This is a genomic window from Trichocoleus sp. DQ-U1, from assembly GCF_039961925.1.
GTDB lineage: Bacteria > Cyanobacteriota > Cyanobacteriia > Cyanobacteriales > FACHB-T130 > FACHB-T130.
Genome location: NZ_JAMPKB010000041.1, coordinates 16,930 through 40,701, shown reverse-complemented (window position 1 = coordinate 40,701; position 23,772 = coordinate 16,930). Strand labels below are relative to the sequence as shown.

21 protein-coding genes are annotated in these 23,772 nt (G+C 46.3%); 5 read left to right on the top strand and 16 right to left on the bottom strand.

Features of this window, described 5'->3' with window-relative positions; genetic code table 11:
* Positions 1 to 4: 4 nt before the first annotated feature.
* Positions 5 to 847, bottom strand: coding sequence for an ABC transporter permease (locus NDI34_RS17530; RefSeq protein WP_348233308.1), 843 nt, complete (start codon positions 845 to 847; stop codon positions 5 to 7).
* Positions 848 to 1,283: 436 nt separating this feature from the next.
* On the opposite strand from NDI34_RS17530, the gene NDI34_RS17525 reads away from it, so the two are divergent.
* The 3 genes from NDI34_RS17525 to chlG all read left to right on the top strand — a co-directional run bounded on the left by NDI34_RS17525 (position 1,284) and on the right by chlG (position 3,665).
* A complete protein-coding gene (locus NDI34_RS17525) occupies positions 1,284 to 1,478 on the top strand; it encodes a DUF2862 domain-containing protein (protein WP_348233307.1) in 195 nt (64 codons plus the stop codon).
* A gap of 6 nt (positions 1,479 to 1,484) precedes the next feature.
* Positions 1,485 to 2,582, top strand: coding sequence for an ArsA family ATPase (locus tag NDI34_RS17520; RefSeq protein WP_348233306.1), 1,098 nt, complete (start codon positions 1,485 to 1,487; stop codon positions 2,580 to 2,582).
* Positions 2,583 to 2,672: 90 nt separating this feature from the next.
* A complete protein-coding gene (chlG, locus tag NDI34_RS17515; RefSeq protein ID WP_190410408.1) occupies positions 2,673 to 3,665 on the top strand; it encodes a chlorophyll synthase ChlG in 993 nt (330 codons plus the stop codon).
* An 84-nt stretch (positions 3,666 to 3,749) separates the two neighbouring features.
* On the opposite strand, the gene hpsP is transcribed toward chlG, so the two are convergent.
* From hpsP to NDI34_RS17465, 10 genes are all read right to left on the bottom strand, one after another.
* Entirely contained in the window at positions 3,750 to 4,949 is a 1,200-nt protein-coding gene (gene hpsP / locus NDI34_RS17510; protein ID WP_348233305.1) for a hormogonium polysaccharide biosynthesis glycosyltransferase HpsP, read from the bottom strand.
* Between the two features lie 35 nt (positions 4,950 to 4,984).
* Entirely contained in the window at positions 4,985 to 6,160 is a 1,176-nt protein-coding gene (gene hpsO / locus NDI34_RS17505; protein ID WP_348233304.1) for a hormogonium polysaccharide biosynthesis glycosyltransferase HpsO, read from the bottom strand.
* A gap of 49 nt (positions 6,161 to 6,209) precedes the next feature.
* Positions 6,210 to 7,805 (bottom strand): glycosyltransferase family 39 protein, encoded by a 1,596-nt coding sequence (locus NDI34_RS17500; RefSeq protein WP_348233303.1) that lies wholly within the window; start codon positions 7,803 to 7,805, stop codon positions 6,210 to 6,212.
* Between the two features lie 2 nt (positions 7,806 to 7,807).
* Positions 7,808 to 8,785 carry a hormogonium polysaccharide biosynthesis glycosyltransferase HpsN gene (gene hpsN, locus NDI34_RS17495; protein WP_339380834.1) on the bottom strand — a complete coding sequence of 326 codons (978 nt, stop codon included), beginning with the start codon at positions 8,783 to 8,785 and terminating at the stop codon, positions 7,808 to 7,810.
* Between the two features lie 49 nt (positions 8,786 to 8,834).
* Entirely contained in the window at positions 8,835 to 10,517 is a 1,683-nt protein-coding gene (hpsL, locus tag NDI34_RS17490; protein WP_348233302.1) for a hormogonium polysaccharide biosynthesis protein HpsL, read from the bottom strand.
* Between the two features lie 103 nt (positions 10,518 to 10,620).
* Positions 10,621 to 12,084 carry a phosphoglucosamine mutase gene (gene glmM / locus NDI34_RS17485; protein WP_190410413.1) on the bottom strand — a complete coding sequence of 488 codons (1,464 nt, stop codon included), beginning with the start codon at positions 12,082 to 12,084 and terminating at the stop codon, positions 10,621 to 10,623.
* 73 nt (positions 12,085 to 12,157) lie between these two features.
* Positions 12,158 to 14,131 (bottom strand): ATP-binding protein, encoded by a 1,974-nt coding sequence (locus NDI34_RS17480; RefSeq protein ID WP_190984824.1) that lies wholly within the window; start codon positions 14,129 to 14,131, stop codon positions 12,158 to 12,160.
* 153 nt (positions 14,132 to 14,284) lie between these two features.
* A complete protein-coding gene (locus tag NDI34_RS17475; protein WP_190531479.1) occupies positions 14,285 to 14,584 on the bottom strand; it encodes a hypothetical protein in 300 nt (99 codons plus the stop codon).
* 92 nt (positions 14,585 to 14,676) lie between these two features.
* Complete coding sequence (locus NDI34_RS17470) at positions 14,677 to 15,276, bottom strand: DUF3177 family protein (protein WP_190410416.1); 600 nt, start codon at positions 15,274 to 15,276, stop codon at positions 14,677 to 14,679.
* Positions 15,277 to 15,733: 457 nt separating this feature from the next.
* Positions 15,734 to 15,955: a Calvin cycle protein CP12 gene (locus tag NDI34_RS17465; RefSeq protein ID WP_190410417.1), complete on the bottom strand. Its 222-nt coding sequence runs from the start codon at positions 15,953 to 15,955 to the stop codon at positions 15,734 to 15,736.
* A gap of 411 nt (positions 15,956 to 16,366) precedes the next feature.
* Between NDI34_RS17465 and NDI34_RS17460 the strand changes: the two genes are divergently transcribed.
* Entirely contained in the window at positions 16,367 to 17,617 is a 1,251-nt protein-coding gene (locus tag NDI34_RS17460) for an FIST N-terminal domain-containing protein (protein ID WP_348233301.1), read from the top strand.
* Between the two features lie 116 nt (positions 17,618 to 17,733).
* Here the strand turns inward: NDI34_RS17460 and NDI34_RS17455 are convergent, their stop codons facing one another.
* The 4 genes from NDI34_RS17455 to NDI34_RS17440 all read right to left on the bottom strand — a co-directional run bounded on the left by NDI34_RS17455 (position 17,734) and on the right by NDI34_RS17440 (position 21,172).
* Complete coding sequence (locus NDI34_RS17455; protein ID WP_190984822.1) at positions 17,734 to 18,528, bottom strand: acyltransferase; 795 nt, start codon at positions 18,526 to 18,528, stop codon at positions 17,734 to 17,736.
* Between the two features lie 117 nt (positions 18,529 to 18,645).
* Entirely contained in the window at positions 18,646 to 19,326 is a 681-nt protein-coding gene (locus tag NDI34_RS17450) for an acyltransferase (RefSeq protein WP_348233300.1), read from the bottom strand.
* 475 nt (positions 19,327 to 19,801) lie between these two features.
* Complete coding sequence (locus tag NDI34_RS17445; RefSeq protein ID WP_277877460.1) at positions 19,802 to 19,930, bottom strand: hypothetical protein; 129 nt, start codon at positions 19,928 to 19,930, stop codon at positions 19,802 to 19,804.
* 141 nt (positions 19,931 to 20,071) lie between these two features.
* Complete coding sequence (locus NDI34_RS17440) at positions 20,072 to 21,172, bottom strand: metallophosphoesterase (RefSeq protein ID WP_348233299.1); 1,101 nt, start codon at positions 21,170 to 21,172, stop codon at positions 20,072 to 20,074.
* A gap of 283 nt (positions 21,173 to 21,455) precedes the next feature.
* Between NDI34_RS17440 and trmB the strand changes: the two genes are divergently transcribed.
* On the top strand, positions 21,456 to 22,091 hold the full coding sequence (gene trmB / locus NDI34_RS17435; RefSeq protein ID WP_348233298.1) for a tRNA (guanosine(46)-N7)-methyltransferase TrmB: 636 nt from the start codon (positions 21,456 to 21,458) through the stop codon (positions 22,089 to 22,091).
* Positions 22,092 to 22,173: 82 nt separating this feature from the next.
* On the opposite strand, the gene NDI34_RS17430 is transcribed toward trmB, so the two are convergent.
* Positions 22,174 to 23,763, bottom strand: coding sequence for a phospholipid carrier-dependent glycosyltransferase (locus NDI34_RS17430; protein WP_348233297.1), 1,590 nt, complete (start codon positions 23,761 to 23,763; stop codon positions 22,174 to 22,176).
* Positions 23,764 to 23,772 lie beyond the last annotated feature (9 nt).

Genomic DNA, 23,772 nt, shown 5'->3' with positions numbered 1-23,772 from the left:
GAGTCTAGAGTACATCAGCAAACGCTGGACGCAGTCTTCGATATATCCATAACCCTCCCGAAAATATCACACCAGAAACTACTGTGACGACCATCCATTCTCGCCAGTGCTGCACCTCTCCTACCAACACCAAATCTCTATATACTTCGGCGAACGCTGCCATAGGATTCAGCCAAAACACCCATCTCCATTGTTCTGGAATTGCTGAAGCTGGATAGATAATTGGTGTCATGTAAAACCAAAGATTTAAGATAACTGTCAGTGTCTGAGGAATATCCCGCAAAAATACTGTCAGACCTGACGCTAAATAGCCTAACCCTGCTGTCAATAACAACTGTGGTAGCCAAACTAAAGGTAACAGCGCCAATGTAGTGTGTAGAGTTCCAGTTGATATCGCCACCAACACAATCAACGCCATCAAGCCAAGCGAAATTTCAATAAACGTCGATAAAATCGGCACCAGCGGTAATAAAGCTAGCGGAAACACTACCTTCTTGACCAAGTTTGGTTGCCCTATCACTGACCTCGCTGCCTGGGTAAGTCCACTGTTAAACGCAATCCAGGGAAGCAACCCCGCAAATAGCCATAAACCATAGGTAATATTGTTCGCGGGCAAACCCTTTAAAGTTAGCTTTACCTGCAAGACAATCGAGAAAACATAGGTGTAAATCAGCAACTGCGACAGCTGATTGACCAAAGGCCACAAATTCCCCAGAATCGAACCCTTATATCGCGCTTCTAAATCCCGCCGCACTAAGGTTCTCAACAAATCTAGCTTTGCCCACCACAGGTCACTTACCGGAAGCCAACGCCTCACCCTGCCAGCCTTGCGAACAACTGCTTTCATCGACTTCAACAAATCCCGCTACTCTCTCACAACCGAACCACGAAGCCACCTTTTCCTATGAAGCTGAGTCAAACCTTAGAGTTCCCATTGTCGATTTTTGGCATTTGTTGGATTTTGTAACAAGTCTAGTCTATTCAGTTAAAGATGATATAGGAAATTTGCTGCAATACAAGCAGAAGTTTCACGAGTGACAGCTTCTGCCAAGGTAAAGCTTAGCAACCTCAAAGTCATCTTGGTGCTACGCCAAAGCGGTAGAGCAAAGAGTTTGGGTCTAAATACCTGCCCTGGGCGTAGATTCAGAAGTCATCTGAACCGGAAGAAAGCGATGTCCTAAGAGGACGGCCTTCGGTTCGCCACTGCTCGATCAAACCAATCTGCGAGGTTTTGCCCTAAACTGTGGAATGATTCGGAATGGTTCATTTGCATCGGAGCAGTAATGGAGATCGGTCAAAAAGTTAAAGTATACCGCCTCAGAGACAGGGTTTCTCCCGCTGTTGCTAATAAACTGGGGAAAGTCGGCACCATCAAAGGCTACAAAATGACGGATGGTAGTGGCGTTGGGGTCGTTGTGCAATTTGACGACAACTCGACCACTTGGTTTTTTGAAGATGAACTGAAACCCGTACAGTAAGAACAGATGGCCCTGATTTTAACGTTTTTGGGCAAAGGCGGCACGGGTCGCACCACAGTCGCGATCGCCGCCGCCAAACAACTGGCAAGCAAGGGAGCGCGAGTGCTACTTGCCGGACAAGACCCCGGCCCCACCCTCGGATTGCTCCTGGGGGCGTCCCCTAGCCCTGATCCCCAGGAACTGGCTCAAAATTTACAGGTAGTACAGTTCCAGTCTGCCGTGCTACTCGAACGCAGCTGGGAAGAAGTCAAAAAACTGGAAGCGCAGTATCTACGGACGCCTCTGCTAAAAAATGTCTACGGTCAGGAGTTGGGCGTTCTGCCAGGGATGGACAGCGCCTTGGCTCTCAACGCCATCCGCGAGTACGAAGCCAGTGGCAAGTATGACGTAATCATCTACGACGGCAGCGGCGACCAGACTACCCTACGGATGCTGGGGATGCCAGAGATACTCAGCTGGTATATTCGCCGGTTCCGAAAAGTCGTGGAAGATTCCGACCTGTGGAGAACCGTTTCGCCCTTTATTCAACCCATTAGCAGCGCTGTTCTCAATGTGTCATGGACTGGGGATAACTTTGCCCAACAGCCCACCAATGAGGTGAACAATCTGCTAGAGCGAGGGAGAGCCGCAGTCGCTGACCCCAACCGCGTTGCCGCCTATTTGGTAACGACGGGTGCGCCAACTGCTGTTGCCACCGCCCAGTATTTTTGGGGCAGTGCCCAACAAGTCGGGCTGACCGTAGGAGGTGTTCTGCTCAACCAAGAATCGGTCGCAGAAGGTATTTCGGAAAACTTTACTCCACTTGCGGTCAGTGCCCTTCCCAGCTCGCCATCGGGTGATTGGCAACCACTGATAGACGCCCTCCCAGATTTGCGCCAAGTATCGGGGCTGCCCAAACCTATCGAGATTGACATTCCAGGTCGTCAGGTACGTCTATTCTTGCCTGGTTTTGATAAAAAGCAGGTAAAACTCACCCAGTACGGCCCTGAAGTTACTATCGAAGCCGGAGATCAGCGGCGCAATATCTCATTGCCCCCCCAGTTGAGCGGTCAACCCGTCAAAGGCGCTAAATTTCAAAATAGTTACTTGGCGATTTCGTTCTAATTGGTCATTGAGAATTGGTAATGGGTAATGGGTACTTGATAATGACCATTACCCGTTACCCATTACCTATTACCTATTACCCATTAGCAAATGACAACCGACAAACAACAAACAACCGATAACAACCCATCTGAGCGGAGTGCGAAAACTCGGCAACTGCTGGGCATGAAAGGTGCGGCTCCTGGCGAGACTTCTATCTGGAAAATTCGCTTGCAGTTGATGAAGCCGATTACCTGGATTCCCTTGATTTGGGGCGTTGTCTGCGGTGCGGCTTCTTCGGGTGAATACACTTGGACGTTGGAAAATGTCCTGAAAGCCGCTACTTGTATGCTGCTGTCGGGACCTATTTTAGTTGGGTATACCCAAACTTTAAATGACTTTTACGATCGCGATATCGACGCGATTAACGAACCCTACCGTCCGATTCCCTCTGGTGCCATTTCTGTTCCCCAAGTGGTGACGCAAATTTTGGTACTGTTATTTGCGGGGTTAGGGCTTTCCTACGTTTTAGATAGATGGGCGGGGCATGATTTTCCTACCATCACCTGCATTGCCTTGGGCGGTACGTTTCTCGCCTATATTTACTCTGCGCCACCGCTGAAGCTGAAGAAAAATGGCTGGCTGGGCAATTACGCTCTGGGTGCCAGTTACATTGCTCTGCCTTGGTGGACTGGTCACGCGCTGTTTGGCGAGTTAAACCCTACAATTATGCTTCTGACCCTGTTCTACAGTTTGGCGGGGTTGGGAATTGCGGTGGTGAATGACTTCAAAAGCGTTGAAGGCGATCGCCAACTTGGTCTACAATCGCTTCCGGTGATGTTTGGCGTTGGCACGGCTGCTTGGATATGCGTGCTGATGATTGATATCTTTCAAGCTGGAATTGCCGCGTATTTAATTAGCATCCACCAAAATCTTTATGCGGCAATCTTGATATTACTCATCATCCCCCAAATCACTTTTCAGGATATGTATTTTCTGCGCGATCCCTTGAAAAATGATGTGAAATATCAGGCAAGCGCTCAACCATTCCTAGTTCTAGGAATGCTAGTTGCTGGTTTGGCATTAGGTCACGCCGCTTATTAGTAGTAGCGCGTCTAGGCTAGAATGCTTGGTTAAATAAATGTCCGAAAACTTACATTTCAAGCTTTTCAGGCCTGAGTAAGCCCACTAAACTAGACTGGACGCGCTACTACTTTTGCTTGTAAGAATTTGTTGGTAAGCTTTAATGGTTGTTTGAGCGATCGCTTTCCAACTGTAATTTTTCAAAGCATACTCTTGGGCATTGATTCCCCGTCGCTGTCGTTCCAAAGCATCAGCCAGCGCCTCGCGCAATTGTTCGGTTAAACTACCTACATCGCAGGCACAAACCCAGCCAGCTTCCGCTTGTTGAATTTCCTCCCAGATATAAACTTGGTCAGAAATTACCACTGGGGTTCCATTACACATCGCCTCGGCTACAGCAATGCCAAAGTTTTCGTAGTAAGAAGGGAGGACAAATAAATCGGCATCTTGTAGTAAAGCAGTTTTCGACTCACCAGTTACAAATCCGGTTATAGTCGTGCGATCGCGTAAAGGTGACGCTTGCAACTGTTCTCGAATTTTGTTCTCATAAGCTGGATCTTGCGGATTTCCACCTGCCAGCACAAAGTGAAAATCAGCACCCTCTTCTAAAAGTTTTTCCAAGGCTGGAATCAGTAAATTTAGCCCTTTTTTCGGGTCAATCCGAGACATAAACAGCAGCAAAGGCTGAGTCTCCGGAATGCCTAATTCCTTTCTAGCTTGACCTTTCGGGAGGATTGCTGGCTGCTTTACGCCTAAGGGAATCACCACGTCCGGCGTTGAAGTTCCGAAGCGTTCGGAAATCTTAGCTTCTTGGGGGCTGGTGAAGTGAATTCCCGCCGCACCTGCTAAATTGGGACGTTCTAGCAGTGCCGCGTAAATCTGCTTCAACTGCTTCTTCTTGCGTAAGTCTGAGGGGTCTAGCGTCCCCAGAGGACGCATTAAATACGGTAAATGACGCGATCGCGCCACAGTCGCCGCTGCTGTGGTTACAGGCGAAAATAAAGCATGAATATGAGCTAAATCAAATTCAGTCGCGTGTCCCGCTAACCAGCGCAACAAATCTAGGGAAAACTTATAGCGTCGAAACGGGGAACAGGGGAAATAACGCACCTGATAGCCGTTTTGTTCCAACGGGCGGTCGAGAGGCACATCCAAGGGCGGCTGACCGACATCTCCGTTGCTATTTGTTGTTAGTACCGTCACCTCCACCCCTTCAGACGCCAGTGCCTCCGATAGCCCCAGAACCATCTGACTGGGACCCCCATAAACTAAAGAAATTGAAGGGACAATTTGTAAAATTTTCATTTTGTTTGTCAGTTGTCAGTTGTCAATTGTAAGCACTACTGACTCTTGACTAACTGTTTATAAAAATCTAATTGCTGCTTAGCTAATGCAGTATTTGTATATTGCGCGATCGCTCGTTCATAACCCAGCTTACCCAACTTCTGGGCTAAATCTGGTTGTTCCATCAATTGCCCCAGGCAATTTTGCAAAGCTACTGCATCTTTCTCTGGAAAGATTAACCCCGCATCTCCAATGACGTGCGGAATTTCCCCGGAATCAGAACCAATTACAGGAACTTGGCAAGCCATCGCTTCAATCAGCACATGACCAAACTGTTCTTTCCAACCAGCGGCAGTCAAAGTTTTAAACTTATAAGTTGTTTCTGAAGGTAACACTAGCGTATTCATCAGGTTGATATAGCAGGGAACTGCGTCATGAGGAACGCTTTCCACCAAAATCAATTTATCTTTAATCCCCGCCTCAGCGGCTTGTTCTAGTAGTACCGATTGCAAGGGGCCGCGACCGAGTAAAAGCAATTTCCAGGGGCGTGACTGCAAGCCTTTCAACGCTTGCAACAGCGTCAGCAGACCTTTTTCTTCCACAAACCGCCCCACAAACCCGACCACAAATTCATCCGGTTGAATCCCCAGTTTTGCTGCCAATTCTGGCTGGGGTGTTGGTGAGAACAATCTTTCATCTACACCCAGCTGCGGCATCACCTTGCTAGGGCCGTCGTAGCCACGCTGCCGCAATATATCCACACCATCTTGATTTCCGGCAATCACTCCGTGAGTGTGTCGTAGGTTATAAGCTTCTAGCAAGGAAACAGGAAATTTTAGTTCGTAGGGTAAGTTCCACCAGGTAAAAAACACATTTTTGGCCTTCAGCCCTAACAGTCGATTAAGCGTAATCAGCTGAGCATACCCTAAAGCCTTTGAACCCTGTTCCACTTGAATAATCTGGGGTCGAAACTGGCGCAACAATGAAATCAAGTCAGCCCCAAAGGTAAGCATTCCCTGGTTGTTCTGGCTGAAATTAGAAACTGGCACGATTTGAAAAGAGCCTTCTTGACGCAGCTGAGTTTCAATCGTCTTATTTTGGACACCCCCAGGCTGCCACCGGCGCGGCACGACTACAGTTACTTCAATTCCGGGTTCCAGTTGAGCTAACGCCCTTAGTTTCTCGCAGTTGAGGTCAACGATATAAGTGTGACTGGCAACTAAAATTTTCATTGCGAATATCAAGAACTATTTTTGAATGTTTAGATTTCGGCTATTAGCTTTAGTTTTTTTCTAAACGCCAAATATCCTGTATTTTAGGTGAATTATTCTGTGCTACCAAAACAGGTTCTATTTTATAGTTCTGCTCTTGCTTTAGTTTCTGAAGCAGTCCTTTAGACACTTCCAATAAAAAAACATCGCTATAACCGTCTGGTACATTGACTGAGCTAGCTTTTTTAGTCAGTATTTTAAACTGTACTTTTGAATCTAGTAGATAGCTGAGCGTGAATGCACGGCCTAAATTATCAGTAATTACTAGAGGACGAGTTGCTTGGTTGATTGTACGAGCTACCGCTGGATAGTGTGGGCTGCCAAAAGCCGACCAAGAAGGAGTTTGAGCAATAATTACACAGGATATAATTCCGCTTAGAAGTACGGCTGATGCTGCTACTTTTCCAAATGTTCTTTGCCAAGATTGTTTGGAAGTTAACCAATTAGCTAAAAAGTACGAAACTACTATTTCTAAACCTAAAACGGTAGGGATTAAATATCTAAAACGGGTCGTAATAGAACCTCCGGTAATTATATCCTTGAGCATTAGTAGGACTCCTGTCATCCCAATTAATGTCAAAATAAATAACCATACCCGTTCTAGATTTTTTTTGAAAAGTAGATAAAAAGAAAAGCCAGTAATTATTAAGATTAAAGGAGTAAAAAATAATTGTAAATATCGTAAATTTTGAGTAAGACCAGCCCAAGGATCGTAAAAATCAACAAAAGTAGTTACTATATTGTCTATCCAGACCTTAATCAGTGATAGCAAAGGGATGCGGCTTGATACCTGATCGACTGAATACGAAGACATACCCGATGCCATAAAAAGATAAAACCACGGCAAAAAAATTAATCCACTACAAGCCGAGGCAAGTAGATAACATATTAAATTTCTGTTAAATCGAAATCTTTCGGTAAGAAAAACATAGGCCCCGTGTGCAATTAAAACAAATCCAAATAGTACATTAGAATATAAACCACCAATAGCAGTTATTCCATATATTACCCAACTAAGTTTTGTCTTGGTTCGCATCGCTCTCAAAAGAGCCGCGCTGGATAATAAAGTGACGACTGCCAGTAAACTATACGGTCGCACCACTTGAGCATATTGTAAATGAAATGGAGAGACAGCGACTAGAGCTGTGGCGATCCAGGCGGCAAGGTGAAATTCAAATAATTCCCAACATAGCCAATAAATACCTACTAAAACAAAAAGACTAATAAATGCTGAAAAGCTTCTTTGAATGATTAACGGATTACTAAATATATGGGTTCCCAATTCTGACCAGATTCGCATTCCCACTGAAAAAACAGGTGGAAATACATAGGGTTCTACTACCAATCTTTGAATAGATTGATTGAAACTTATATCAGGATTTATCCACTGATACTTCTGTAGCTCGTCAACTCCAACTACCGAATCATCAACCGCTAAGAATCGTTGACCGAATATGTATGTGGTGCTAAAAGTCTCATCATTTGAATAAATTTTTTGGTCGAGGTGATAAAACCTCAAAAAAATGCCTAAAACCAAAGAGAGAATGAGCAAAGCTTTTAGAAAAAGGGGAAGCACATGAAGATCGGGTGTTGTTTTATTTTCCATAGCTACGCCTCTTTTTTGTCGAGCTGGGTGTATATTTGACCATCTGCCCAGTTAGATTGAATAACTGTACCCAATGCTTTAAAGAATCCGAGAGTGTAGGAAACACCGCGACTAAGGATTTTGATGGGAGAACCGCTTTTGTAACAAGGGGGATGACCTAAAACGTGACAGTCAAATAGCTTGGCAAAGAATCGCAGACATTGAGCTGGGGTGAGGTTTTTGAAGCCTAATAGAAAGTGGTTGTGATAGAAGGTAAGTTGGTACTGGAGCGATCGCGTACTAATATCGTGACAGCCGCCAGTTTCTTCTCCTAGGTGAACTAAATCAGCATCGGGGTCGTACCAAATCTGATACCCTGTCTGCCGCAACCTTAGACAAAAATCTGACTCTTCGCGCACCGCACTCCCTCGAAACCGCTCATCAAAATGCAGTCCGTGCTTCGTAAAAATTTCTCGCCGGAAAGACATATTGCAGCCTCTGGCAGTCAGAACGCGCTGCGGCTTCACGGTATGCACTAAGTCAATGTGGTACCAGGCAATTCCAGGGTCCATCGCTTCTGGGGGCAAATCCTCAATCGTCAACTTATTGCCGGAATCTTCCAACTTCATCCGGTCAAATACTCGCCCTGCCACCGCACCCACTTCCGGACGCTCTAAATAATTGCGAGCATGAGCCTCTAAATATCCAGGCTTTAGCAGGACATCATCATCCAGAAATAACACAATTTCCCCAACTGCCCGCCGTACCGCATAATTTCGGGCACCCGGTAAGCTTGCCCAATCTACGCGAAACCAACGAATTTTACCGCTGTTTGCCAACTCCTCAAGATACGCTTGAGTTTCGGGCTGGTGCGTGGCGGTTTGATCGACCACTAGCACTTCAAAGGCTGGGTAGTCTTGCAGCAAGACATCTTTGAGCGTGTCTCGCAAAGGTTCTTCACGTCCGTAAGTGGGGATAATAACCGAAATCAAAGGCTTCACGGTTTACTGCTCCGAAATGCAATTGAATAGTGAGCGATCGCTGCCTTAATTATGTGGCAGGTACCGGGCTTGTTTTGCCGACAGTACGCTTTCCAGATGATTTGCGGCGTCCTTTCTTCTTCGTTTTAGCCTCATCATTTTCCTCCTCTGCCAATCGCTTCTCTTGTTCCTGCTTATCTATTTCTGGCAATTTAAAAATAACACCGGCAAAAAACCAGTAATAAATTGCCACCTCGGTATCCAAGGGATACCAGTAAGTGTTATAACTTAGCACTAAAATCAAAACCCAAAAACTGGCACCAAAACTGCGTAAACTTTTGTCTTTCACCGAGCGGTAAATTTTGAAAGTAATCGCTGTCAAGCAAGTCACGAAAACTAGAAACGCCAACGTGCCTGCCGGGCCAATTTCGTATAGAACCTTAGGGTAGTAAGTTTCAACCAGCGCTGCATCACCAAAAATTCGGGTGGAATTGGTAGCCGTTCCCAAACCGCGTCCCAAAAATCCCCGCTGTTTCTTCATTGCCCAATTAAATTGCTCCACAATAAATGCTTGGGGAGGTGAAGCATTCCAGCGGCTGACAAAACTATCGATCCGCTCCTGAATTAAAGCTGGGTTAGCGGCGGCGGCGATGCTCAACACCACACCTAGCCCGACTCCAACGGGGATAAACCGTTTGAGGTTCGCTACTTGTCCTGTAAGCACAAGCAGCAGTACGAAGACGACGGGAACCAGCGAAAGGGCAATTCTTTGACCGGAAATCACCGCATTGGCAAAGACAAGTGCCATACCGACTAAACCACCAATCCGCCAGAAAAACGAAGTGTCACAGAAGGCAGTTGCAAAGGTAAAAAAGGCGTTGGAAATCAGGAACCATGCCCAGTGCCAAGGAGAGACAAACGTACCTGGTAAGCGAATCATCCCGACTTCCGGGCTGTAAACCAAAGCGCCACCGACAAAACACTTGGCATCCAGGGTTGCCTTAAACAAAGCATCAGCAACCAGTCCTCTGGTACCAGCACATCTACCGCTAGTCAGCATCGAGTACTGAATAAAGCCAAGGATACAGCAGATGATGGCGAGAACCAGATGCATTCGTGTCAGGAAGAGCAATTCCTTTTTTGTCCGAATCAGATAGTAGGCACAAAAAGCCAGGGGAACGTACCCCAGAAAAACTTTTAGACCCAAAACTCCCTGCAAAAAGGGTTGTCCCGACCTACCGCCCGAAAATTGTAGGAAGCCGTTAACAAGAAACAGCGTCAGCCCAGAAAAGACTAACAGAATGTACAAGCTCGGCTTGATCTCTTTAGAAATCAGGATGGGTAGCTTTTTCCTTTGACAGTCCTTTACTAGAGCAATCAATGCGGGAATATAGATTCCATCTTTAGCCAGCTGGAATACAGGATTTCCGCCACCAATCCAGTAGGTGACGGTGCCATTAATCGGTAGGTAAAGGAGGAATGCCCATAGGGCTTTGCGGGGATATTTGTAGGAAAACCCCAGCGCCGGAATTGCTAAAGAGGCTAAGGCTGCTTTTGGTCCAGCGGCGAGAAATAGGAAGATAGCAAGAACGGCGGCAATCCCCACGCTGGCAAAGGCAAATTGAGTGAATTCTTTTCGCGCCTGCTGCGCCTTGCGCTTTTGGGCTAACTGCTCCTTAAGACTTAGGGTTGGCGTTTGAGACTGCTGTTTTGTATTTTTAGACTTTTTGGATTTTAGCTTTGATTTCGGCATGGGGGAGCTTGAAGCTGCCGGTACCCATCGATTTTGGCATACATGATTTGAGATGCGTGGATTAGCGATCGCATCCACCTATCCACGCATCTCTTTCTCAAAATCACGCCAGATGTTGTTCGACGGCGAGAACCAGCTGTTCTGTCCAGTGATTTGTTAAGTCGGCACTGGCGGCTTCCACCATAACTCGGATGACGGGTTCGGTGCCAGAGGCGCGAACTAAAATTCTTCCTTGGTCTCCCATCGCTGCTTCCGCTTGAGCGATCGCATTTGTCACTGCGTCGCACTCTTGCCAGCGCCGTCTCTTTTCGCGGTCTTCCACCCGCACATTTCGCAGCAGCTGCGGATAAGTCTGAAAGCTTCCATCGATCAGTTCCGAGAGGGATTGCCCAGTGCTATGCACCAGTGCTGCTATATGTAAAGCGGTCAGCAAGCCATCTCCAGTGAGACTGTAATGGTGGCAGAGGATATGTCCTGATTGCTCGCCACCCAGCTTTCCTCCAGTCCGGAGCATTTCCGCCTGTACGTACTGATCGCCGACGGCTGTCCGCACGAAAGAACCGCCTAGCTGTTTCCAGGCGCGTTCAAAGCCCAAATTCGCCATAACGGTCGCCACGATCAAATCTCCAGGCAACTGTCCAGCTTGCCTCAGGGTATTGCCCCAAAAATAGAGGATATAGTCGCCGTCAACGACGCGACCTTGGGCATCGACTGCCATGACTCGGTCGGCATCTCCATCAAAAGCAAAGCCTAAGTCGGCACCGTGCTGCTTGACGGCTGACTGGAGGGAGCTGAGGTGAGTCGAACCGCAATTTACATTGATGCGATCGCCGTCGGGACGATCGTGCAAGCAGATGACTTCTGCCCCCATCTCTTGAAACACCGCTGGTGCTAGATGAACCGCTGCGCCCCAAGCCAGATCCAGCACGACTCGCAACCCTTTTAGCCCGATCCCTGGTGCGAGCGATCGCTTCAGCAAGTCCAGATAATTTGTCACTAACTCCGGTCGATGATAATGCTGTCCCCAGCTACCATTCAACGTGGCGAAATTCGCCCTTCCTCTTAAAGCCGCTTCAATGTCCTGCTGCAACGCGGGGGGTAGCTTTGTACCATCCGATCCAAAAAACTTGATTCCGTTATCTTCTGGCGGATTGTGGCTAGCAGAGATCATCACCCCGCCTACGGCTTGGGAGGCGCTGGTGAGATGAGCCACGCAGGGAGTCGGGCATAGCCCTAGATTCCACACTTCCAGTCCCGCTGACGTTAAACCAGCGGCAAGCGCCATTGCTAGCATATCGCTGGAGTTTCTAGAATCCTGCCCTAAAATCACCGGCCCTGAGGTGGTTGCCGATGCCCGCAGCACTTGACCTGCCCAAAAGCCCACTTGCAAGGCTAGGGATGCACTCAGCAATTCTCCAGCTTTTCCGCGAATGCCATCGGTGCCAAACAGGGGAGTCGTTGGCAACGCGAGGAAACTGGAAGCAGGATTATTACCAATCCGGATGCCTGGTTGCTCTACCTCAGTCACAGGACTAGAGAGCTGAGGACGGCTTGGGGATGAAACCATATTTTTAAACCACTCCAACACACAACACACTTACAGTGGAGGATAGCACCTTCCGGAATAACCCAAACCTCTCTTAGGGTCTGCCGTTGGCTTGCTCTAGCTCAAGGCGGCTGCTGAGTGCGATCGCATTCGGATGTTTGCTGGGCAAGACTAGTGCAAACTCAGTTCCCTTCCCCGGCTGCGAATTCACCTCAATTTTGCCTTGATGCTTTTCCATAATTTGGGCGCAAATTGCCAGTCCTAGCCCGGTACCTTTTCCCGCAGGCTTAGTCGTGAAGAAGGGATCGAACAGTTTGTTTTGAATATCTGGGGGAATACCGAGACCGTTATCTCTAATCCGCACTCGTACAAACCCGGGATTTTCTGTTTCTATTTCCGTCTGAATCAAAATCTGCGGGCTGGTTTGCTGGCTTTGCTCAAGCAAGGCGTCAATTCCATTGCTCAAGATATTCATAAATACTTGGTTAAGTTGTGCTGGATAACACTCAACTAAAGGCAACTCTCCATATTGCTTAGTTACTTCAATGCCGCGTTTAAGGCGATGGTTGAGAATCAATAAAGTGCTGTCAATTCCTTCATGAATATCAACAGGTTTCATTTCCGCTTCGTCTAGGCGAGAGAAATTTCGCAAAGACAGCACGATTTGACGGATGCGCTCAGTTCCCATCTTCATCGAAGAGAGTATTTTCGGCAAATCATCAGCGACAAATTCCAGGTCAAATGCTTGAATTTGAGCTTGGATTTCCGGGGCGCTGTTGGGATAATGTTGCTGGTAAAGATCGACCAGAGCGAGTAAATCCTGCGTGTACTCGCTGACGTGGCTCAAGTTGCCGTAGATAAAGTTAACTGGATTATTAATTTCATGAGCCACTCCTGCTACCATTTGACCCAAACTAGACATTTTTTCCGTTTGAATCAAACGGGCTTGAGTTTGCCGGAGATCGTGCAAAGTATGGCTGAGTTCACCAGCTTGAGACACTAACTCAGCATTCAGTTCTTGCAAATGAGCACGAACTGCTTCTAGCTGCTCATTTTTGCCCTCTAGTTCTTCAGTCCGTTCTGCTACCCGTCTTTCCAAAGTCTGGCGAGCGAACTCCAATTCTTGAGTATAATTTGCAACTCGTTGAATGAGGGTGTTGAAGGAAATCGCTAATACTCCAACTTCATCTTGAGTAAGGACAGGAGCTTGCAGGTCAAAATTAGCTTCCTCATTCGCTTGAGTCACTACTTTAGTAACTGCTTCAATCGGATGAGCGATCGCGCGACTGGTATAAATGGCGATCGCGGTTGCGATCGCACTCGACAGTAGCATGGCAGCGATCGTAACCTGGGTTCCTACCTTTTCTGCCTTTTCTAGACCCTCATAGGCTTCTTCTTCTGCCTTGTGAGCGTTTGTAATTAAGATTTCTACGTCTTCTGAAAAGTTGTCAAACTCAGTAGCTACTTTATTATTCGTAAAAGCGATCAGTACCTGCTGTGCGGCTGAAACATCCTGCGTTTTTAAATTCAACTCATTAATTTTTTTAAGGAGAGATTCTACTTGCTGAAAGTAACTTTCTACCGGATTCTGGTTATTTTGAAGAAATTGCTTCAAATCCCGGCGATTAGTCCTATCTGCTAAAGCTCTGATTTCAGATAGCCGATTCTCAACCTCCGCTTTATGCTCCATGAAATGAGCATAGTGTTCCCTAAATACCTCTGGTTGCGATATTAAAGAAATAAATTGTTGCTGGTGGTTTCGTGCCTCTAGGACGTTAAACCTCAAGTCATTGAAAAGAAGTGTTTCCTTATGTACCCTCTCTAGATTCTCCCTAGATTGATCTTCATAGTAATAATCTCCTACCGTACGTCCTATGGCGGTTCCTACAATCGCCACAGCCAGAGTTAGGGCATATCCAAAACCAATTTTCTTTCGGATACTGAGACGATGGAGCAATCGGTTTGCCCAGTCTGGAGAAGGTTCTGGGGGTCTGAGTTGGCTTTGTGGCTCAGACTTAGCAGCAACGACCCGTTCGTGTGGGGTAAAGCTAGCGTCTGGAGATGGCATAGTCGAAATTCCAGTGGGATACTCAATGATAGTTTTCCCTTAAAAATATTTAATCTAACAATAGATAAATATTAGATTTTGTCTGACCTAAGCCGCTAATGTTTATTTCTTACCTACTTCCTTAGCTTTCGCAAACCTAAACTAACTAGTTGATTAAACTCCCGCCTCTAACAACAAGGGTTGAATTGCCTCCCAAGTTAATCCTTGCTCTATATAATGGGGAGCTTCCGGATTGTAAGGGGAAAGAACTCTATCAATAGAGATAATCGATGCCTTATCTGGTAGCACCGGCACATCCGGATCGAACGCTGTTGGGCGCATCAAAGAACTAGAATATCCTTTAAAGATGGCAATTTTGTCTTCTTCTCCAGCAATTTCAGCCGTGACAACCAGGACTTCATGAGGGCGCTTGGCGGTGTATCGCTCTAGACGCTGCCCAACAGCATTACTCATATTTGATGCGGGGTGTAAAAGGTTAAGGACAAACAATTAAAAAGCCAAAATTAAAAAATCAATATTTTTTAATTTTTAATTTTTAATTGTTTTTACTGTTCCATTGCTGAGCGTCCCTCCTTGCCCAGCCGGATCAAGACAAAATAACTCAAGTAAAGTACATAAATCACCAATCCCACCATCGCCAAAAAGCCTAAAAATCGAGGTGTATAACTGGGATGGAAATACTGTTTGTACATCCTAGGTGCTTCTAACCAAACGTCACAAAATGGTTTCTGGATTGCTCCTGGGGAAAATGCACAAGACAGGAAAGGAAGGAAAGCTAAAGCGCCCAATGTTAAATAAACACTGACAGCCCAACGCCACGCTGTTAGCACTAGCTTTAGAGGACGCAGTGGTTGATCGTCAATTTCATCGTTGATATCTACCCAAAACCAGAGTGATATGGGAATCAACAGGCGGGCAAAGAAAGACGACACGTAGGAAATAGGCCATCCAGCAATCATCAAGTAAATTGTAATCGCCAGTAGACTAGAAACCCGCCAGTAGATGATTAACAAGCGCACCATTGCATCGGCTTTCTGGATAAAAGCCCAGATCAGCAGAATCAGCGGAATGATAACAGTAAATAGTAGCGCTAGTCGGTAGTCCATCCAAACTAACGGTCGAAACCAGAGGTTGTCATTGTCCATTGGCTGTGTATGGCAGAAAGGGGAATTTTACCCACTCATTTTAACTGTCTAGGTGCAACTGCCACTCAACGAATCTCGTTGCTCTAATTGCCTGCAACAGCTCCCTACACTTGAGGAAAGGGAATTTTTTCTCTTTCCCTTATCTTTACTTTCCCGCTCCAAAACTGCTTCTTTTTCACTTGTGGGGGCAGGGAGCTTAGATTCGTTTCCCGATTGCTCAGTAGGGGTAGGGAAACCCCTGCGCTACTTTTTTGGCTTACGCGAGAAGCCGCTTCAGAGCGATCGCATCTGTCGCATCAAAACAAATATCGGTATAGATAGCTACGCAAAACGAAAAAACAAGCAACTCGAACGACTTCAATCAGGTTCTTGTTGCTTGTAAGTGCCAGAAATTTATCCGGTGAATTCGTGCAGCGAAAACCAGCTTGGACTGGCGGCATTTAGCACTGAATTAAGTTTATTCTTCGTAGACCCGGCACTCATCGGCTCCTGGATTAGCGTCACAATACCGCTCCAGAGAATTCTTCGGCTTGGTTTCCCGCTGATGGGATGCTTCTGCTTGCAATTCTTCAACGGCATCCCAGGCAGCGGCACACTCACCGGAACCTGCGCCCTTTGTATCGCACACAGTCCGGGCTTGCTCGCGCTCTTGTTCAATTTGGTCTTGGATGTTGCTCATAATTCTCGTCCCCGTTTCTTGTTTTAATTCAGGAAACCTGGTGAATTTCGACCGTTATCGGTAATCTCCAATCAGGTGTTCTGCTCGCTGACTCTAAGTTTTCAGTCGTTCTTTCTTTGTCATATCAGCAAGTGACAGCACCTGAACAGGATCGATCTTTATCTTTTAAGATTTGGTCGTTTCTGACTCACCGAGGTGCCAGTATACACTTAACCGGCTAATCTATGGTTATCTTCACCATATTAACTAATGTTAAGGCGCTACTGCCACTCGCCAACTCCTCCCCTAGGGTTGAAGTAAGGGACTCTACAACCTGTGCCTTGCGAGTGTTAGGGTAATGATAAGGCTTTGATACCCTGCCAATCCGCCCAAGAGCATTGGCTTACAAAAGCGCATTTTTGTGTAATCCCTATGGCTAAGCAGATCAAGTGGACGAACGCCTTATCAACCCGTCCGTCTTTGGAAGCGGCAGTGGCAGAAGTGGTTGAACGTACGACTCTGGCGTTGCAGGCATCGGCTGACTTGGGGCTGGTGTTCATCTCGTCTGCCTATGCGAGTGAATATTCACGGCTGATGCCATTGTTGCAAGAACAACTTAATATCAAAGCGCTGATTGGCTGTGGTGGCGGCGGCATCATTGGCATGAATTCGCAGGACGAAGTGGAAGAAGTCGAACAAGAACCCGCATTAAGCCTTAGCTTGGTTCATCTTCCTGGAGTCAATGTTCGCGCATTTGAGATTTCTAGCAATGCTCTGCCCGACCTAGATAGCTCACCGGATAATTGGGTTGACCTGATTGGCGTATCACCGGCTGATGAACCCCAGTTCATTTTGTTAGCCGATCCTTTCTCTTCCAAGATTAATGACTTACTTCAAGGACTGGATTTTGCTTATCCAGGGTCAGTGAAAGTGGGAGGACTGGCTAGCGCTGGCAGTTTGGGCAGCAATACGGGTTTATTTTGTAACTACCAGCTCTACCGCGAAGGAACGGTTGGCGTCGCTTTAAGCGGCAATATTGTAATGGAAACAATTGTGGCACAGGGCTGTCGCCCGATTGGGAAGCCTTATCGAATCACGAAAGGAGAACGAAATATTCTTCTGGAACTGACTCCCCAAGAGGATAGTGCCAATGTGAATGACTGTGCCGGAAAGTCTGGGACGCCTCTGGAAATCTTACAGGAATTAATCGAGAATTTGAGCGAGGCAGACCGACAGCTGGCACAGCATTCGCTGTTTGTAGGCTTGGTGCGGGATGAATTTAAGTTAAACCTGGAGCCGGGAGATTTTTTGATCCGCAACTTACTGGGCGTAGATCCTAGAGTGGGGGCGATCGCAATTGGCGATCGCGTCCGCCCCGGTCAGCGCATCCAATTCCACCTCCGAGACGCCCTAACCTCCGCAGAAGACTTAGAACTCCTCCTCCAGCGCTATCAAAAACAGGCACCTAACGATTCTCCATCTGCCGGTGCTTTGATGTTCTCCTGCCTGGGGCGAGGAGAAGGGCTTTATGGGCAGCCTAACTTTGACTCCGAGCTATTTCGTCGCTATCTAAAAGACATCCCCCTGGCGGGTTTCTTCTGTAATGGTGAAATTGGCCCTGTAGGAGGAAGTACCTTCCTGCATGGATACACTTCAGTCTTTGGTATTTGTCGCCAAAAATAAATTGATTACAGTTTGGAAACTTTATACCTCAAGACGGGGAACAGGTAATTCCTGAAAAAACAATTACCGATTACCAGTTCCCAAACTATTTGTTTCACAATTCCGGCACAGTTAGATTAAATGTTGCTGGAATCGGTAAGTTTAAGACCCCCAACTTTTACTAAATTCTCAGCCGTACCATTGCGTTTGGAAACAACCTTAGCCGGTACACCTACAGCAACCGAATAAGGAGGAATATCTTTAGTTACGACTGCGCCTGCACCGATGACACTACCCTTACCAATCGTGACTCCATCCACGACGGTTACTTTGCTTCCCAGCCAACAATCATCTTCAATCACAATTCCCTTGCAGGTATCACCTTGGCTGACAATCGGACTTGTGGCATCGGCAAAGTTATGATTGCTAGCATAAATGGTGGTATGCGAAGAAATTAAACAGTCTCTGCCAACTTTGATTTGACTGCCAGATAAACAAGTGTATGGACCAACATACGTATTGTTTCCAATTTCAATGCAACCTCCAGGCATAACTTTGATATCAACGCCACGGTCGAGCCTAACCCGCTTTTTCAGACAAATTTTACTGTTTTGACCACCAGCATATAAATAAATATTTCTGCCTAGGGACACCTCCTCTTCAAGATAAATTCGACTATTCTGATCGCCGCTTTCTAAGAGAGTTCCCCGAAAAATTTTAACTTTATCTCCAATTTCAATACAACAAGCGCGAATAAACTCAACACCTGGTTGAATCAGAACAGACTTACCTATACGTCCTAAAATACTCCGATAAAAAAAGTTTCGCAGTCTTAAACCGATTGATAAGGGGAACCACCCAAAAAATGTAATGAATAAAGATTCTTTCTGACGGTTCCATTGGGAAGGATAGCGGTAATTTTGAATGTCCATGGCTGTTTCTGTCAAATCTGATTTTGGTAATAACAGATATCAAGCGATCTGTAACAGGAATTGAGTTTTTGCTCAGCAGCAGGAAGACTATTTAAAATAGCATTCTCTATTAAATTGTTAAGAGTCCGCAACTAAAATTTCCTGTTTTATTTCGCGTTCGCAAACGCTATTTCGCTGAGAAATAACCCTAGCAGGAACGCCAACTGCAACTGAGTAAGGGGGAATATCTTTGGTTACAACCGCGCCTGCGCCGATGACGCTTCCCTTCCCAATGGTGACTCCATCGAGGACTTTGACTCCACTGCCTAGCCAACAGTCATCTTCAATCACAATTCCTTTGCAAGTGATACCTTGCTTCCAGATATAAACTGTAGGATCTGCAAAGTTATGATTGTTGGCATAAATTCCTACGTGTGATGCGATTAAACAGAATTTGCCAATTTTGATATTACCTGGACCGCCTAAACAGGTATAGGGAGAAATATGCGTTCGTTCCCCAATTACAATATTGCAGTTACCTCGTTCGGTAACATTAATATCAACGCCTCGATCGAGGCATACTAAATCTCCCAGAGAAATCTTACTGTTTTCGCCGCTAGCGTTTAGGCGAACGTCTCGAAGAATTTTGACATTGTCTCCAACTTCAATAGAAGAAGCATTCAACAATTCAACTCCACTTTGAATGTATAGAGCTTTACCTACCCGACCTAAAATTGTTGGGTAGAGTAGTCTTCGCAGCATCGTACCCAACGGTCGCCGAATTCCTCCTATTAAGGTAATTAAGAGGAATTCGTTCATCCGCGACCACCGGGAATGTGATAAAGATTGAAATTTTTCAGTACTTATGTTGTTAGTCATGGTAAATGCACTCCAAAATCATCCTAAGGAAAACTAACATTTGATGATTTGTAGGAGTAACTATCTCTTGAACGAAATCAGTACAGCTTCAGCAAGCTTGTCTTTGACTTCAAGCCATCAACCTAAGGTAGCGAGCAGAGGTAAAATTCTATGAAAAAGCTGGAGTTGTTGTTAACTTACAGTCATTTCAAAAGTAATGCCCGTTCGATACAACAGACTCTTACTCGTGTTAGTTTCAATGCCCCCAAACCCAAGGAAGCTTAGAAGCCTAAGCTATAGGCTTTAAAGATAGTTACTATGAGCAAGCAAAATTTTCACTTATGCTTACTAAAATCCTGAAAATTTTAGGAAACTAGCTTAGTTTCTTTTCACTGCGATCGCCTAATCGTCTGGCTTCGCCTCTAAACCGCCTTAACTAAGGAGGAGTATCTCCAACTTCAGCCATCACATTGAATTCCACCATCGGTGCAAACAACATGGCACTTCCGCGATGGCTATGACGACTTTCTTCTATCCAGTTTCGTTGGTCTACTACTAAGGTCACGATGTAGAGCGTGGATTTAGAGACTTGTATCTAGACTGAGAATGAGCTTAAGCAATGCTATGGCACTTTAGAGACACTTTACTGAAGGTAAAGATTGAACAGCATCTTACTAAAGATAGATCAAAGAGCTGATGAATTAGGTTATAGAGATAAAGTTGTGTAATTGTCAATGAGGGCGGGGGTGCCATCGGGAGCGATCGCGCCAAATGACTCGAAATAACGCTTTGCGACTGGGGGGAAGTGGGAGAAATCAAATAAAACATCCCCCTTGGCAACATCTGCCCAGAAATAGCGTAAATTGGGGGCGAGTCCCTCTGCCTCTGTCATCGGGATATTTAAGGGTGGCTCAGTCAGCAACTTGAGCATGAAGGGAAGCGAGCGATCGCCCATCCAATCTCGTGAGAATTGTGGCAGCGTTGGGAAATGGGGGACAGATTCCACCCGATGCGACTCAATCTGCAAGGATTTTTTGCCTTGCTTATCGGTGCGGAAGTTCAAGATCCGGTAGGGATGAGGATAGCTAACCAGAGAACCTGTGGTGATCTCATAAACACCGCGATCGCAAGCAATATCCTGAATATGCAAATGCCCTGTAAAAATTAGATTTACCCCCGCCTCGCGGAGCATTTGCAGCAGCACTGGCGCATTCTCTAACATATACCGACGCCCTAGCTGGTGGGTGGATTGTCCGGGTAGATGCTCGACGACGTTGTGATGCACCATCACCATCACTAACTCATCATCAACCTCTTTGAGATGTTGTTGCAGCCATGCCAACTGAGCATCATCCAAACGCCCTATCTGTTTCCCGCGATCGCTAAAATTATTGGAATTCAGCCCAATTAAACGCACTCCGGGTAGAATTTGAGTCGTGTAATACAGTTGCTCCGGATGCTCGTAGCCAAACTGTTGGTAATAGCGGGGAAACTCTTGGAGTCCAATGGCGCTATCAGTAGGGAGTAAACTGGGTACATCATGATTCCCCGGCACCACGTAGACGGGAAAAGGGAGCTTCAAGAGGCGTTTTTGCAGCCAAGCATGATTTTCTGGTTCCCCATCCTGCGTTAAGTCTCCCGGTATCAACAGAAAATCTAAGTTAAGTTGTTCCAGATGTCTCAGTACAATCTCCAATGCTGGGATGCTGACTTCTACCATGTGAAAACGGCTGGGATGATCCGTAATCGTGTCAGGAAGTGCAATGTGTAAGTCGCTGATGACAGCAAAACGAAAATTGAGACTCATAGCGCCAACGCAAAAATGGATGAGGGAATGTGATAATAGCAATCCCCGTCGATCATAACCTTTGGTACATTCTCTTCCGCACGCGAAGCAGTTAGTGCGCCAAGTTCGCATCAAAACCTAACCCCCAACCTCCTTCCCTACCAGGAAAGGGAGCGAAATGCGCTCTGGAGGCTAAAATATGCCTGTTTCTTCTCCTTGTAGGAGAGAGTTAGGGAGAGGGAAAAACTTTGTGTTGAATGATATTAGTTACTAAATCGCTAACATCCAAAAAAGGAGTTTCATATTGTCACCCGTCCGAGTTCGCCAACACGTTAATCCACTTTCCGCCAAGTATCAAACGCCGGTAAATCCTCCCGACTGGCAGACTATTTATGTCGATCCGACAAAGCCGCTGCATTTAGATATTGGGTGTGCTAAGGGGCGGTTTTTATTGAAAATGGCGACGGTAGAACCCGATTGGAATTATCTGGGTTTGGAAATTCGAGAAACCTTAGTAGAAGAAGCCAATGAATGGAAACAGCAGGCGCAATTAGAAAATCTTCACTACTTATTTTGTAATGCCAATAACTCATTAAATCCTATTTTGAGTTCTTTGCCAGTCGGCACCTTGCAGCGCGTCACCATTCAATTTCCCGATCCGTGGTTTAAAAATCGACACGCCAAACGCCGCGTGGTGCAGCCAGAAATGCTCGAAGTTTTGGCAAAGTACCTGGTTACTGGAGGAGTGGTTTTTGTTCAGTCAGATGTTGAGGCGATCGCAGTGGAAATGCGCGATCGCTTCTCTTCTTCCCCAGCTTTCCAAAGACAGGGAGGTGACGTTTGGTTAGACACGAATCCCCTGCCAGTGCCAACCGAACGCGAAATCACTACTCTTTCTCGCGGCGAACCCGTTTATCGCTCTTTATTTATCAGAATTTGAATTTTGAGGGTTGAGTTTTTAATGATTAGAAAAAGAGAGCATTTTCAAACTCATTACTCAACCCTAAACCTTTCAGACTTTCCTAAATCCAATTCGGCACCCACTGGCGTAACCAAGGTGGCACAGACCGAATATTGAAGCGCGGTATCAAGATTTGATAATCTCTGGGAGATAAGGGCAAACCTAAATAGATTGGCATCCAGAACACAAAAGCTGCCAAAATCGCAAAAATTACCGTCAGTGCGATCGCTCTTAATTCACGCGCTGGACTTTGCAGCCACCTATCGACAATCCAGGCAAGCGCCAACCCCGAAAACACAGACGCTCCCATGTAATGGTATAAGAACGTGCAGCGAGTTACCCGCACCCAAGGCAGCACATTCGCCAGCCAGTTTAGAACCAAATACAAGGCAATCCAAGTTGAAACGCTTGGAGTAAATTTCCATCCTTTCCCAGTCAAGAAGTATTGAGCTAGCAAAAACAGCAGCAGTAAAATTGCCGCCGTTGAAAGAATCCACAGCACTGGATTTCCCATCGCGTGGACATCGTAAATCACGTTACCCACCCCTTTCGGTAAAGGCGGAAGTGCGGGTACCATCGTGTTCGTATTTTGAGCCGTTTGGTAAAAGTACGCCACCGGGCGCAGCATCAACAGCCAGGTATACCATCTGGAGCAGTAAGGATGAATTGTCGGCCCATCACCCACTCGTTGATGGTATGCCAGAATTTGCCTTTGCACCTCCCAAAATCCAAATTCTGGGTTGAGTTGAATGTGAGGAATCCAGATAACGGCGTAAAAAAGGAATGGGATGATTGCTAAATTCACTAAAATGTGAAGTAAATTTAGCTGGGTCAGGTTTTGTAACGGGGTCAGAGTCAGGGCTGAGGAGCTAGGATTTAGGACTGAGGAGTCAGGAGTCACGACTGAGGAATCAGGAAAAAATCGCCTCTGCTCCTCCGATCCTTGAGTCCCAGGTTCTCCGGTTTTTTTGCTCCTTTTATCGAATACCTGTTGCGCCCATTGCAGCGCCCAGGCAAAACCCCACATAAAGTAGGCACCTAACAGAAACCACAAGCCATTCCACTTGATAGCCACGGACGCCCCGAAAAAAATACCGGCGAGCGCTAGCCAAAACCAGCGTTGCATCGCTTGATTCGCGAGACTTAATAAGAAAAACCACTGCCCCATCAGTCCAAAAATAACTAGATAAACGTTATTTAGGGCATAGCGCGACTCTACAAGGAATAAACCATCAGCGGCAGCAAAGATAGCAGCGATTAACGCATAGCTGCGCCGATAAGTGAGTTGATAGGCAATTCCCCCTAGCACTAAGGGAATAAATGAGCCAGTCAGCGCATTTAGCCAACGGTAACTCCAAGGCGAATGCAGAGAACCCGTCAGCCCGTTCATCGTATCTTTCCCGAAGGGTAAGCGATCGCCTATCCACATCCCCACGGCGATGATGTACTTGCTCAAAGGGGGATGCCCATCAAAAAAGGGAGTCCGGGTTAAATAGTTGTTGGCAAACTTCGCATAGTAAACTTCATCAAACACTAAAGTATTAAATCGTTCCAGCCCCCAAAAACGCAGGGCAAGCGAAACCAAGAATACGCCAGCCATTCCAATCCAGAACCACCGTTGGCTGATAGAACGTTTGTTAAACAAGAACATAAAAACCTG